Raw genomic sequence first — 13,685 nt, forward strand, 5'->3', positions numbered from 1 at the left:
AGATATATTGCCAGACCGGAGGGGCGCCGTGGGCGGGAATCGCGCACTCCATATTTTGTTCACAAATGAATAGAACCCTCAGTTGCTTCACTGAGGCCGCATTCGAAGCAGCAGCTTCTGATATTGGCGATGACCAGCTGGTTTATAGGTGTTAAGGCATCGGTCATCTCTGGAGCGCCACTTTACTCCAAAAGCATGAGCTATTTGTTTCCCGTCGGTAAAAGGCGGGTTTTGTTCGCCAAGCGTTCTTATATATCTTATATATAGAGAAGTTCGGGTTCGAACCCGTGCACCGTCAACTAAAAAGCGACCAGCCGGAGCCGATCGCTTTCTATTCTATGCTGGAGCATCCAGAGGGTGCTTCCGAACTCATTTTCTCGCTGCCATTCATGCTTTCGAAGCATCGTTTGACCTCCGCAGCCTCATGTTTTGAGGATCTGCCGTGTTTATCACTGTTATCCATGAGTGTGTGGAAGTGATCCTCATACAGATACATGCAATCCGCCAGAAAACTGAGAAGCATCTTTCTGCAGCCCTCGTTGTCTATCCTCGCATCTCTCAGGTCTTCCTGAAATTCACAAGCAGTCTTAGGGTCAATTTGTTTCTGCTTTCAGAGACTTGTTTGAGAGTTTTTAAAGACAGTTCAAAACAATAAGTGAGACACCATAAAGCAGAGCAAGATGTGCCGGATAGAAAATGTAGAAGAAGTATTTCAGCCTCAGCCCTCGCTTGCCATTATAAAAATTGATAAGCAGCAACGAAACAACCGCGGCAGCAACATCAGGATTAAGTACATTAGCTGCAGCAAGCTCAAATCCGCCGCCAACTATATGGCATGACGAAAGGAGCACTGCGCATACTGCAGCAAAGAACATCTTGCCCTTGCTGTCGTGGAATAAATAGAATGCAGCCACAAGCAGAATGCCATACACACCGCCATCTAGTTTAGTGTATTCAGCTGCCAGTGCTGTCAAAACAATCAGAGCAATTTCTGCGATGCATCTCTTCCATTTTGAAAGGCTTCGTATCTTTTCCAGAATAATCAAAAAGACCAAGGAAAGCAGGAGCTCACACATAACATTTTGTTGCCGAAGGTCGAATAGTTGCCCGGTTTGAACGAAATCGTATATGGGCTCCGCAATGATTGCGAAGACAAGCATATTTCGCAGGTACTTCTTTATGTCATGAGTATGCAAAAATCCCTCAACTATCAAAAAGCAAAATAAGGGAAATGCAATTCTGCCAAGAACATGAAGCACATCCGAAGCCTCGCTTAGAATCGCCCACTGTTCGTCTGATATCTGACTGTACGATGCGTGAGTCATGATTCCATTGGTCAGGACGATCCTGCTTACATGATCGAGAACCATCGAAATGGCTGCTATTATCTTTAATGTGCTGCCGCTAATTCCGTATCTATTTGTTTTCATTTCGTATTCCTTACTTTGGGTGGGCCGTCAGGGGTTCAGCCTGCTCCGCAGGCGGCCGCTGCGGCGCTTTCGCGCCTTGCGCGCTGCGCTGGCAAACGCTCACGCGTTTACTCAGCTCCGCGCCCCGACGGGTTCGAACCCGTGGCGCGGCAACAAAAAAGCGGCCGGCGTTCGCCAGTCGCTTTTCTATTCTATGGTGGGCCGTCAGGGGTTCGAACCCTGGACCTTGGGATTAAAAGTCCCCTGCTCTGCCAGCTGAGCTAACGGCCCGCGGGTGGCATTGTACCACGGTCTGGGACTATTCCCAACTCCATTGGCCGTTCTGGAAAATCACAACTTCACGTCCATCAGGCGTAATGCCCGTAATATCGATGTCGTCCGTGCCGATCATAAAATCGACGTGCGTGCTCGAGACGTTAACGCCATGCTTCAGGAGCTCCTCCTTGGACATGTCGTACCCATCCTCGATACATTCGGGGAAACCAACACCTAGCGCGAGATGACAACTAGCGTTCTCGTCATAGAGCGTATCGTAGAACAGAACGCCACTTTCGCGAATCGGCGTGTTCTTGGAGATGAGCGCGACCTCGCCCAGACGAGCGGCACCTTCATCGGTGTCAATAATGCTCGCAAGCGTCGCCTTGCCCACGCGGGCATCGTAGTCCACTACGCGGCCCGCCTCGAACTTAATCCAAAAATCGTCAACCTTGTTACCGTGATGAATGAGCGGCGTAGCCGAATACACGATACCGTCGGCACGCATACGATCAGGCGAGGTGAAGACTTCCTCGGTGGGAATGTTGGGGAAGAATGGGTGCCCATCGGGCGTCTCGCCCTTGCCGCCGGCCCACTCGTGACCTTTCGTCATGCCAATCGTCAGATCGGTTCCATTTGCCGAGGTGTAATGCAGATAGTCGAAACGATTGTCGTTCAGGAAACGCAGATTCTTTTCGAATGCGGCGTCATGGAGTTCCCAGTCGCTCTCCGGGTCCTGGCCATCGGCACGAGCGGTGTGCAGAATCGCATTCCATAGTTTATAGATCGCAACCTCATCCGCATCGCCCGAGAACACCTCGCGAGCCCAGGCAACGACCGGCGCGCCGGCGATGCACCACGGGTTGATGTTGTAGTCCAGCCCACGGCGGAAGACCTTGCACTGCGTATTCCTTGCCTTGGAAGCCGCGGCGGGCTTGGCGGGGTCAATGCCCTTCAGAGCCGCTGGGTCCGCACCCTCGATAAAGATAAAGCAGGCGCCGTCCTGGGCCAACGAATCCAGCTGCATGCGCTTCCACTCGGGCGTCTGCTCAAAATAGCTTTTATCGACATGCTCGTACGTAAGCCTTGTCGCGGCATCGTCAGCCCAAATAACCGTCACGTGACCGGCACCGGCGGCATAAGCCTCCGCGACCACCACGCGCGCAAACGGCGCGCACTCAACCGGAGACTGAACGACAACCTCCTGGCCGGGCTTGACGTTTACGCCCTTGCGAACAATCAGGCGCGCGTAGTTTTTAATCTTGGGCTCCAGGGCCTTCATACCCTCCAGAGCTTCTTCGACCGTCAGGGCAGCTCGAATCATGTGCCACTCCATCTATCTATAGAACAGTAAAAAGGCGCGCCGCAAAAACGACGCGCCTTATATCTTAGCGATAAGTATGGATACAAGCGCTACTTCTTCTTGGAGGCCTTCGTGTCCTCCTCGGCAGCCGCGCGCTCAATAAGAGCGTTGAGCTTGTTCTCGGACATGCCCTCGGCCTGCGTGCGGTACATGTTGCGCAGGGGACGAATACGAACGAAGTCGTAGATAAAGTCACCCAGAATGATGACATAGGACAAAACGATGCCGACCATCTGGACGGGACTGGACACCGTGCCGCCGGGAACGAAGTAGAACGAAACCCAAATTGCCACGATGAACACCATGCCGATAGCGAGCACGGCCCACCAAATACGGCGGCGCTTGGTGTAGTCCTCATCCTGCTTGAGAAGGATATTCGACACCGTGTAGATACGATCCTCCTTGGCGCGCTGCTTGGCCTTGCGGGCGCGCTTTTCCTCCTTGGAAAGGCCTTCCAGGTTTTCGCCCTTCTCGAGCTCTTTACGGCGTGCCTTGGATGATGCCGGCACGACGTGAACAGAGCTCGCTGCCTGACGGGCGGGCTTAGCGGATGCGGCGGACTTGCGCGCAACCCCGGTAACCTCGCGGGATTGCGTGCGCTTGTTCGTGGCGCTGCGGGTACTCACTTATGCGTTCTCCTTCATGCTTGTGAACTGGGAGCCCGTGATGATTTGGAAGGCCTCGCGATAGCGCTCGGACGTGCCATCGATGACCTCGGCGGGCAGGTGCGGGGTCTCCCCCGTCATATCCCAGTTGGCCTTGAGCCAATTGCGGACGAATTGTTTGTCGTAGCTGGGCTGAATCTTGCCCTCCTCGTAGCTGGCGGCAGGCCAGAAACGGCTGGAGTCGGGCGTGAGGCACTCGTCGATCAGCGTAACCTTACCATCGATGACACCAAACTCGAACTTGGTGTCGGCGATGATGATGCCTCGAGTCGCGGCATACTCGGCAGCGGCCTTGTAGATCTTGAGAGATAGGTCGCGAATCTGCGTGGCGATGTCCTCGCCCACGATCTCGCAGCAACGCTCGAACGAAATGTTCTCGTCGTGGTCGCCGATCTCGGCCTTCGTGGACGGCGTGAACAGCGGCTCGGGAAGCTTGGAGGCCTCGGTCAGACCCTCGGGCAGCTGAATGCCGCAGACGGTACCGTTCTCGTCATAGGTCTTCTTGCCCGAACCGGTCAGATAGCCGCGGACGATGCACTCGATAGGAATCGTCTGGGCCTTCTTGACCAGCATGGCGCGGCCTGCGAGATAGTCACGGTACTCAGCAAACTCCTCGGGGAAATCCGCCGGGTCGATGGAAACGAGATGGTTGGGGACGATGTCGGCAAACTTATCGAACCAGAATGCCGAGATGCGATTGAGCACCTCTCCCTTAAACGGAATCTCGTCGGGAAGAATGAAGTCGAACGCAGAAATGCGGTCGGTGGCGACCATCAGCAGGTTTTCACCGGCATCGTAAATATCACGAACCTTGCCACGGGAATCCGGACGACGCTCCATCGTTGTCACGTGAGTCACTCCTTACCTAAATACGACAGAAATGCGGGCTCTTTCCCGCATGTTTTCGCAAACTCGGAGCGGCAGGGACGCGGCCCCTCCTTCACCGAATAGCGAAAAGCTAGTGCTCCATTGTAGTAGATGCCGCGTCTGCCGTGTGCTCGCGGGGCAGATGAATTGTAAAAGTCGTACCCTTTCCAAGCTCCGACTCCACGGATATGTAGCCATGGTGACGCTCGACGATCTGCTTGGTCACGGCGAGGCCAACGCCCAGGCCGCCAGCTTCGCGGGCGCGGCTGGCATCGGCGCGCCAAAAACGACCGAAGATGCGCGACAGATCGTCCTTGGCGATACCGATGCCCGTATCCGAAACCGCGATATCGACGTGCTTGCGGTCGCTGAGCACCGACACCACGACCCAACCCCCCTCGGGGGTGTAACGCATGGCGTTGCTCATGAGGTTAATAACGCATTGCGTGATCATGTCGGGATCTGCCTCGACAACGTCATCGTGGCCCTGCGTCTCATCCGCAAAGCGCAAACGCAGGTCACGGTCGGCAAACAGGCGCTCCTGGCCATTCACAATCGAACGCACAAACGGCACCATATCCACCGGCTCCAGGTTGAGCGGCGCGGTACTGTTTTCCATGCGCGACAGGTCGAGCATCTGCTGCACCAGACGGGCCAGACGACGCGTCTCGGATGCGACTGTCTCCAGGTGTTCGTCGTCGGTGGGATACACACCGTCTTGCATGGCCTCGACCGTTGCAAGCATGGCCATGAGCGGCGTGCGCAGCTCGTGAGCAACATCAGAGGTCAGGCGCTTCTCGTGCTTCATATCCTTTTCGAGTGAGGTGGCCATCTCGTCGAAGGTCTCTCCCAGCTGATCGATCTCATCATCGCCGCGCAAGCCCGTACGAGCGGACAGGTCTCCATCGCGAATCTGCTTGGCGGTGCTGGTAATACGATGAATCGGCTTGGTGAGCATGCGCGACATGAGCGCTCCGATAACGACCGAGATGCAGACGGCCACAACCGCGGCAAGGGCCATGGCGTTAAAGGTCTTCTCTCTGAATGCTGAGTCTGCCTTGGTGAGCAGGGCATCGGAGCCAATCGCCCACAATTTGACCTGACCCACGTGCTCGCCGGAGGACGTCACGATCTCAACGTTGGCAACACTATTGGAATCGGTGGGAGCAGACGAGACTGGGCTGTGCGATGCCTTCTTTCCGCTCGTACCGTCGGTCGTCGCCTGATTTTCGCGCACATCGGCAGTAGCGCTTGCCGAGGGCCACGAGTCGTCGTAGACGATGACGCCCTTTTTATTGACAACCTGCATGCCAAGATCGTCGGACACCAAGCTCGATGTCGCGACCGCACGCAACTCCCCCGCGGTCCAAGAACCGTTTTCCTTATATGACGTTGCCAACTTTTCGGCTGCGGAATTGGCGATTTCGACAATATTGGAGCGCGTGTAATCCGTAAAAACCGTGCCCCATACAACGGAGACAACGCCCACCAGCACCAGTACCGTCATGAGCGATGTCAGGGCAAAAGCCAGGGCCATGCGCGAGGGATAGCTCATCGTTGGCCGTGAATCGGAACGAGGCGTGTTCCAACTAGCCTTGGAACCCGCCTCGTTCTCCTGCTTATGCTTTTGCCCGATTTCAAAGCGCGCAGGTGTCATATGTGATTTCCTTTATTTCTCGTCCGACTTATCGGTCTTGGTCGGAGCCTCGAAGCGGTAGCCGACACCGTGGACGGTGTAGAGCCACTTGGGCTTCTTGGGGTCGTCGCCCAGCTTGGCGCGAAGGTTCTTCACATGGCTGTCGATGGTGCGCTCGTAACCCTCAAAGTCGTAGCCGAGCACTTTCTCGACCAACTCCATGCGGTTGTAGACGCGGCCGGGGTGACGGGCAAGCGTGGTGAGCAGCTTGAACTCGGAAGCCGTCAGGTCGACTTCCTTGCCCTCGACCAAAATCTTGTGGCCCGAGATGTCAATGACCAGATCGCCAAAGTCGAGCACCTCGACGGCCGGCTCATCGGCCTGGTGGGCACGGCGGAACAAGGCGCGTACGCGCGCGACAAGCTCGCGCGGCGAGAACGGCTTGATCAGGTAGTCGTCGGCTCCGAGCTCGAGGCCGATAATACGGTCCTCGATCTCGCCCTTGGCCGTCAGCATAATGATGGGGACATCCGAGGTGTCGCGAATGGTGCGGCAAACGCGCTCGCCGGGAATCTTGGGGAGCATGAGGTCGAGCACAACCAGGTCGAACTGGTGCTTCTCGAACTCCTCGATTGCAGACTGGCCGTCGCCGACGCCAACAACCCAGTAGCCCTCGCGCTCGAGATAGGCAGCGACGGCGTCACGGATTGCCTTCTCGTCCTCGACCAGCAGAATCTTTTTTGCATCTGAAGCCATAACACGGCCCCCCTGTCTCAATTAGCTAAGAACAAGCTCATTTTAACGCACCTGAGCCCACCGGGTATCGCATGGACGCGACAGCTCGGCGGGCGGTACTCATAGTCACAACGCGTTTATTCCCCTGTCGACGCCTTTTTAACCCCTCGGAGACTAAAGAGAGAACAGGCGAGCGGTAACCGTCTCGGGAATTCCCTGGCTGTTACGCACCGTTGCGTACGTTAAGAACGAGTTCGATTTACCCGCCGTAGCAGGATAATCGCCATACTCCAAGGCTCGGTCGGGCGACAGAAGCGAGCCGTAGGTCTTGGCCGAAGTGTCAATCAAAAAATGCGACGCCTGAACTTTAACCAGGTATTTATTTTTCCTTCCCGCAGCGCACGCGAGCGGCTCACGCGAAAGGAAGAGGTACGGCCCACCCTCGTTACCGATATAGGTGCCCATATTGCCCAGGCTACCCACACCGCTATACGTCGCCTCAATGGAGAACACGAAGGTGTCGCCCATATACACGGCCTCGAAAGGCGAAACCGACGAAGGAAGCACCAGCTGAGCTCGCTTCGTGTTGTTGCCGTCAGTCAGGTCGATCGCCGTCATACCGTAATAGACGCCCTCATCATTGTGCACGCGGGGCGAGATGGTCAGGATGCCGTCGCTCACACGCGGGGCGGATGCGAAGCGCCCCGTTGACTTCCAAATAGTCTCAGGCTTGGACTCGCTGGGCGACTGACGGTAGCAGTACGAATCGTTACTCGTCTTGCTGCCGCCGGACGAGGGCATCTTATACCAGATGACCGACGACCCATACGCTGTGAAGAGCGGCGGATCGTAGTTTTCGCCACCGCGGTCGAGCTCGACAGCGTTGCCGGTAAGGGAGGAGCCTGCAAGGTTTTGCGCATAGAGTTTCCAAGACGCATTGGCAAAGTTCATCTCGACCCACGCGAACACGCCATCACCCGCGCGAACGTCGTAAAACGCATAACCGGTTCCCTCAACGGGATCCTCGATAAGTGTGGTAAGCGAGCCATCGCCCAGGTTGAGCACACCAAGCGTATTGGCATGCAGGGCAGAAGCAGGCGCCATCATCGCGGCAGCATAGTCGCCATCGCAGTAGTACAGCAGCGTGCCCAGCGGCAGCGTCCACGAGGCCGCGGGCTCAAGATCGATATCGACAGCTTCGTACTCATCAGTGATCGAGACAATCTTCGAATCGTCCTTGATAACCTGTGGCTCGCCAGCGGCGTCGTCGCTGGTACCCGTTTTCTTTGAGCATCCGGCAAGCACCGTGGCAGCGCCCGCGGCAGCCCCTCCGAGCACAAAGCCGCGGCGCGATATTCCGTTCTTGATCTGGTCGGCGATACTCATTAGGCGATCTCGGCGCGAGCGGCCTCGATAGCGCGCGTGAGCTGATCGGCGCAAGAAGTATTCTTCATACCGCAGGTGTTACCAGCGAGAACCTCGATGACGCGATCGGCAGGAGCGCCCTCGACCAGCTTAGAGATAGCCTTGAGATTGCCGTTGCAGCCACCGGTAAACTCGACGCCCACCACCTTGTTGCCGTCATCAGAAAGATCAAGGTGGATATTGCGAGTGCATACGCCCTGAGGCTTGTAATCAAAACTAATCATTGCATTCCCCTCTCGTAAAGCAATTTCAGACGTCTATTATCCCCGTCCGAACCGATAAAGTATCGCGGGCACCGATTCAACATTCCCCAATGCGCAAACCAGCGGCAGCAATATTAGCAATCTGCTTCCCGAGCGTGGACTTTTCGTTTCTCTTGATACATGTTGTGGTCAGCGATGTGGTAAATCTCGGTCAGCGTATAACCGGGTGCCTCTGCCGTCGCGACGCCAAACGACGCACTGACTGTCAGCACCTCATCGCTCGCAGCAGCAAGGCTGAGGCGAAGATCTTGCACTATTTCACATGCGGATTCGCGATCGGTGTGAGGGCAAATCAGCAAGAACTCGTCGCCACCAATGCGCATAGGCACAAACTTCTCTCCTGCCGTTTGCCTCAATACAGACGCCGTACGCCGTAGCAGCTCATCGCCCATTTCGTGACCGTAGAGATCGTTGGTACGCTTGAGGAAATTGCAGTCCATCATGATCACACTCACGGGCAGGGACTCGTTCACCAGGTCGTCGCCAAGGGACTCAAGGTAATTTCTATTGCGAAGTCTCGTCAGCTTATCCTGGAAAGAAAGCTCCTCGGCGCGCTTTGTCATCGAGATGTTATGCGTCGCCACGACGACCGACTCCAGTCGACCCTGCTCATCGCGGCGCTGTGGAACAACCTGCAGCGAATACCACGTACCTCGGCAGTCTCGTACCTCGGCATCCAAGTACGGCACGCCCTCCATACGATCCCGAAGCGTCTTTATATCTAAGAGCTCCATGACCGCCTCGCGACTTTCGGGACTCACAATGTCTCGGCAAACCGTTGCAAAAAAGTCATATGCCTCGGCGTGCTCGGCAAATATCTTCGCCACCGATGGCGACATGTTAATCCCCTCGATCTCAAGCGTGTCGAGATGCAACAGGAGGGTCGACTCATACGTGGTACTGATGGCATTGATGATGCCGAGCTGCTTGTCCTTTTCGGCCAAATTGCGACGATCGGCGACGATACGCACCAACAGCACTACAACCAAAAACACCAGGAACGCCAGCACGCCGACAGCGATAAATGAAATCCTGCCCGACATGACCTCAGATTTGGGATAGAGCGCAAACAGGCGATAGTCCTCATACGCCGCACGCACGGCATACCAGGTACTTCCCCGATATTCGACACGTGTTAGACCTTCGTCTTTCCAATCAATTCCGCTATCGGCAAGAAGCCGGGCGAGAGCTATATCGACGGTCGAATCGTTTGAAGAAACGATTTGCGCATCGCGCATCACGAACACCGTTGGGCTCTGATGGAATGTGTTGTTCACGAGCACGTCGGCGATCGTATACGAATAATCATCGGCGGGCTCGGGCGCAAGCGATCGATACCCCAGCGCTACGCCATCACCGTACGGAACAACACTCACGGCAAAGTCGACATCTCGACGCTCAACGACCGTCGAGTAGGACACCTTGGAACCTCGATACATCGATGCGACCGACGAACAGGCAAGCTCCTCTCGCCACAGCATCAGCGGATCGCGACCGTCGATATCGTAATGAGCGGTCATATGGCCGTCGGCGTCCATGACCAACATTCCCGAAAGGTGCTCGGAATGGACGTACTCCTCGACACGATCATCGTTGACTTCAACGCGATCAGGCGGCAAGAACGTCGAAAACGACTCGAGCGCGGCATCCAAATTGTGCGTCGCCTCGGTTTTTCTTCCCTGTTCATATCGGTCATATTTTTCGCAGGCGTTTTTTAAAAACACCATGGTTTCCTGACCAAATCCAAGCGTTTTATCGAGGCAGCGGTGCGTGCCGACCACGTATAGCAGACCCAACAAGACAACGCTGGCCACAACGCAGATAGCCGCGGTGACTAATGCCTTTCGGCGCAAGCGGCGCTCATCATTTGTCATGATTCCGCTCCTTGCCCGTCCGTCGTCGCCCCTGCCTTGTACTTGCCCACAATGCGCTCAATCGTGCCATCTCGATCCATCTCGAACAGCACGGTATTGAGGTTTTTGACGTACTCCCCCTCATAGCCGTCCTTAAACGCGACGCCAAGGTCAACCGTCATAACGTTGTCGGCAAACACGCGATAAACACCGGGATACTGCGCGACGAGCCGGTCGAGCGATTGGACGTCCGCCATCCAACAGTCAACATGCCCCTTGACGAGGGCGGCTTTGCAGAGCTCGGCAGAGCCATATGATTTGATATGCACGTCCGACGAGATTTCCAGATCGCCTGCAAGCAATCGGCGTTCACTCACCGAACCGGCAATCACCGCAACAGTCTTGCTGCCATCGAGATACGCCAAGGACTTGATACCACTCGTTTTCTTGGTGGCAACCGAAACCGTCAAGGTTAGATACGGCTCAGTCCAGCAATACTCGTCTTCGCGATAACAGGGTGAATAGTCGCACCACAGGCAATCGATCTCGCCGTTTTTGAGCAGGCGGTCACGATCATTCCAAGATATGTCAATGAATTGCGGCTTGATTCCCGCACGCTTGCAAGCCTCGCGGGCGATATCGATATCGATACCGGCGTAATCGCCCGTGGTATCGATATACACATAGGGATCGTTATCCGTAACGCCGATTTTAAGTACCGGGAGATCTTTATCGGCTTCGCTCGATGAGGTAGAGCTGCTCCGAACGGTATACGTCAGGGCGACCGCACAAACGGCAACAAGGAGTATGAGCACGGACGAGACGATGGCGCCTCGTTTGACACGTCTGGGCACACGGCTCTTTTCATCGAAACAGCAGATAAGGTTCATTTTATTACCAGGGGGCCAGTGCAACAGCGAAAAAAGCGCCTTGCCCAAGACGGGCAAGGCGCCAATGGTTGAAATGTATCCGTAAGCGGTCGAATTAGGTCAACCCTACTCGAAGCTCAGCTGCTCCAGGCGATCGAAGACCGTGTCGATACGGGTGAGGAAGTCCCACGGATCGAAGATCTCGTCGAGCTTCTCCTGGCTGACGGTGCAGCGCGGATCGGCCTCGAGGCGCTCCTTAAAGGTGGGGCCAGAGACACAATCCTGCACCTCGTGCCAGGTGGCCATGGCATTTTCCTGCACGATAGCGTAAGCGTCCTCGCGGGTGATGCCCGTATCGACGAGGGCAAGCAGGACCTTGGAGGAGAAGATGAGGCCGCGAGTCTTGTTGAGGTTGGCCATCATGCGAGCCGGATACAGCTGCAGGCCGTCGATAACACGAATGAGGCACTGGAACATATGGTCAAGCGCGATGAAGCTATCTGCCTGGGCGACGCGCTCGGCAGAGGAGTGCGAAATGTCGCGCTCGTGCCACAGGGCGACGTTGTCAAAGGCGACCTGGGCGTTGGACTTCACGACGCGCGACAGGCCGCAGACCTTCTCCATGGTGATGGGGTTGCGCTTGTGCGGCATGGCGGAGCTGCCCTTTTGGCCCTTGCGGAAGGGCTCCTCGGCCTCGAGCGTATCGGTCTTCTGCAGGTTGCGGACCTCGGTCGCGATGCGCTCGCAGGTGGCCGCCGTAGTGGCAAGCACGCCGGCAAGGTAGGCATGGTGATCGCGGCTGATGACCTGCGTGGACAGCGGATCGTGGACCAGGCCCAGGTGCTCGCAGACGTACTCCTCGACGAACGGCTCGATGGAGCTGTAGGTGCCGACGGCACCGGAGATGGCACCGAAGGCAACATTCTTGCGAGCGTCCTCAAGACGATCGAGATCGCGCTTGAGCTCCCACGCCCAAGAGCCAAACTTCATACCGAAGGTCATCGGCTCGGCATGAATGCCGTGGGTGCGGCCGGCGCAGAGCGTATTGCGCTCCTCGAAGGCGCGGCGCTTGCAGATCACGCCGAGCTTCTTGACGTCCTCGATAATCAGGTCACACGCTTGAGTAAGCTGATAGCACAGAGCCGTATCACCCAGGTCGGAGCTGGTCATACCGTAGTGAACCCAGCGGCTAGGCTTGGGCTCGCCCTCGGGAACATCGGCGTCGATATATTCCTTCATGTTGGTCAGGAAGGCGATGACATCGTGGCGCGTGACTTCCTCGATCTCGTCGACCTTTGCCTTCTCAAAGTTGGCATGGTCGCGGATCCACTGGGCTTCTTCTTTAGAAATGCCGATCTTGCCGAGCTCCGCCTGGGCCTCGCAGGCCAGGACCTCAATCTCCTGCCAAATGGCGTACTTGTTCTCGAGGGAGAAGATGTGTCCCATCTCCGGGCGGGTATAGCGATCGATCATAGCGGCTCCTTTTTGGTTATTGGCACGTTGGTCGTAACCCAACCATTGTACCGTGCGCGGGTGCGAGTATGGGCTGCAGGCATTAACCTAACATTTTGCCGCAAGAGCGGCCATGAGGACGTCCGCGTATTTGCTTCGCAAATCCGCACCGGCTGCGGCGACACACCCGGACCTACGCCCATGCGCGGGCAAAATGGGTTGAATCCGACGCTCCCGAGGTCTCCCGTGCTCGGTGGAGCGGGCAACGGGACATCCGCGTATTTGCTTCGCAAATCCGCACCGGCTTCAGGCGGCATGTCCCGGTCCGGGGAAGCGGCGTTAACGTCGGTTGAATCCGCTTTTCCCAAAATCCGCCCTGGTCGATGGAGCGGGCAACGGGACATCCGCGTATTTGCTTCGCAAATCCGCACCGGCTGCGGTCGCCTATCGGCGACCTTGCCTGCTCGCTATAAACGCTTCGCGTTTATTTAACGCTCGCACCCTGGCGGGTTCGAGTCCCGGCACTTTATTGAAAAAAGCACGGCACCGTGATGGCGCCGTGCTTGTGCTTTTTACTGGAGCGGGCAACGGGACTCGAACCCGCGAGTGTCAGCTTGGGAAGCTGATGCCTTACCACTTGGCGATGCCCGCTTGTGTGTTGGCTAGTATAACGCGGTTGTCTTGTTCGATACAAGGGTGTCGATGCTTGTTTTAGCTGTGGAGAATCGTTTGAAAACTACGCCAATTGTGGAGATGAGGACCTTTGTCTTTCTTTCCTTACTATCTTTTACCTGCGCCTTTATCTGATTGTTGTATTTGAGCCCGGTTTGTCAGAAATCGGGCAAGCTTTTGGTCAGCTTCTGGTACTTACC

General features: G+C 56.2%; 11 protein-coding genes and 2 tRNA genes. All 13 read right to left on the reverse strand.

The window, feature by feature from the left end:
* Positions 1-632: 632 nt before the first annotated feature.
* On the reverse strand, positions 633-1,430 hold the full coding sequence (locus tag DXD39_RS05600) for a TraX family protein (RefSeq protein ID WP_117803424.1): 798 nt from the start codon (positions 1,428-1,430) through the stop codon (positions 633-635).
* A gap of 194 nt (positions 1,431-1,624) precedes the next feature.
* Positions 1,625-1,700 (reverse strand) — tRNA-Lys (locus DXD39_RS05605).
* A gap of 28 nt (positions 1,701-1,728) precedes the next feature.
* Positions 1,729-3,009, reverse strand: coding sequence for an aminopeptidase (locus tag DXD39_RS05610; protein ID WP_117803425.1), 1,281 nt, complete (start codon positions 3,007-3,009; stop codon positions 1,729-1,731).
* Between the two features lie 89 nt (positions 3,010-3,098).
* Positions 3,099-3,674 (reverse strand): hypothetical protein, encoded by a 576-nt coding sequence (locus DXD39_RS05615; RefSeq protein WP_117803426.1) that lies wholly within the window; start codon positions 3,672-3,674, stop codon positions 3,099-3,101.
* The gene (locus tag DXD39_RS05620; RefSeq protein WP_035136481.1) at positions 3,675-4,553 is read right to left on the reverse strand and encodes a phosphoribosylaminoimidazolesuccinocarboxamide synthase; all 879 of its coding nucleotides are present in this window, start codon (positions 4,551-4,553) and stop codon (positions 3,675-3,677) included.
* Positions 4,554-4,671: 118 nt separating this feature from the next.
* On the reverse strand, positions 4,672-6,237 hold the full coding sequence (locus tag DXD39_RS05625) for a HAMP domain-containing sensor histidine kinase (protein ID WP_117803427.1): 1,566 nt from the start codon (positions 6,235-6,237) through the stop codon (positions 4,672-4,674).
* A 12-nt stretch (positions 6,238-6,249) separates the two neighbouring features.
* Positions 6,250-6,972 carry a response regulator transcription factor gene (locus DXD39_RS05630; protein WP_117735814.1) on the reverse strand — a complete coding sequence of 241 codons (723 nt, stop codon included), beginning with the start codon at positions 6,970-6,972 and terminating at the stop codon, positions 6,250-6,252.
* A 153-nt stretch (positions 6,973-7,125) separates the two neighbouring features.
* Positions 7,126-8,337 (reverse strand): twin-arginine translocation signal domain-containing protein, encoded by a 1,212-nt coding sequence (locus tag DXD39_RS05635; RefSeq protein ID WP_117803428.1) that lies wholly within the window; start codon positions 8,335-8,337, stop codon positions 7,126-7,128.
* Positions 8,337-8,600 (reverse strand): TIGR03905 family TSCPD domain-containing protein, encoded by a 264-nt coding sequence (locus DXD39_RS05640; protein WP_117803429.1) that lies wholly within the window; start codon positions 8,598-8,600, stop codon positions 8,337-8,339. Before DXD39_RS05640 ends, DXD39_RS05635 begins: the two co-directional genes overlap by 1 nt.
* A 113-nt stretch (positions 8,601-8,713) precedes the next feature.
* Positions 8,714-10,513: a diguanylate cyclase gene (locus DXD39_RS05645; protein WP_117803430.1), complete on the reverse strand. Its 1,800-nt coding sequence runs from the start codon at positions 10,511-10,513 to the stop codon at positions 8,714-8,716.
* Positions 10,510-11,307, reverse strand: a complete 798-nt coding sequence (locus tag DXD39_RS05650) for an ABC transporter substrate-binding protein (RefSeq protein ID WP_158565451.1) — start codon at positions 11,305-11,307, stop codon at positions 10,510-10,512. Before DXD39_RS05650 ends, DXD39_RS05645 begins: the two co-directional genes overlap by 4 nt.
* Positions 11,308-11,487: 180 nt before the next feature.
* Entirely contained in the window at positions 11,488-12,834 is a 1,347-nt protein-coding gene (purB, locus tag DXD39_RS05655; protein WP_117803432.1) for an adenylosuccinate lyase, read from the reverse strand.
* 555 nt (positions 12,835-13,389) lie between these two features.
* Positions 13,390-13,464 (reverse strand) — tRNA-Gly (locus DXD39_RS05660).
* Between the last annotated feature and the right edge of the window lie 221 nt (positions 13,465-13,685).

The sequence above is a fragment of the Collinsella sp. TM04-29 genome, from assembly GCF_003466565.1.
Classification (GTDB): Bacteria; Actinomycetota; Coriobacteriia; order Coriobacteriales; family Coriobacteriaceae; genus Collinsella.

Coding starts and splice junctions, on each gene's coding strand:
- DXD39_RS05635 (WP_117803428.1), bottom strand. CDS start 8,337: ATGAGTATCGCCGACCAGATCAAGAACGGAATATCGCGCCGCGGCTTT.
- DXD39_RS05640 (WP_117803429.1), bottom strand. CDS start 8,600: ATGATTAGTTTTGATTACAAGCCTCAGGGCGTATGCACTCGCAATATC.
- purB (WP_117803432.1), bottom strand. CDS start 12,834: ATGATCGATCGCTATACCCGCCCGGAGATGGGACACATCTTCTCCCTC.
- DXD39_RS05610 (WP_117803425.1), bottom strand. CDS start 3,009: ATGATTCGAGCTGCCCTGACGGTCGAAGAAGCTCTGGAGGGTATGAAG.
- DXD39_RS05645 (WP_117803430.1), bottom strand. CDS start 10,513: ATGACAAATGATGAGCGCCGCTTGCGCCGAAAGGCATTAGTCACCGCG.
- DXD39_RS05620 (WP_035136481.1), bottom strand. CDS start 4,553: ATGGAGCGTCGTCCGGATTCCCGTGGCAAGGTTCGTGATATTTACGAT.
- DXD39_RS05600 (WP_117803424.1), bottom strand. CDS start 1,430: ATGAAAACAAATAGATACGGAATTAGCGGCAGCACATTAAAGATAATA.
- DXD39_RS05630 (WP_117735814.1), bottom strand. CDS start 6,972: ATGGCTTCAGATGCAAAAAAGATTCTGCTGGTCGAGGACGAGAAGGCA.
- DXD39_RS05625 (WP_117803427.1), bottom strand. CDS start 6,237: ATGACACCTGCGCGCTTTGAAATCGGGCAAAAGCATAAGCAGGAGAAC.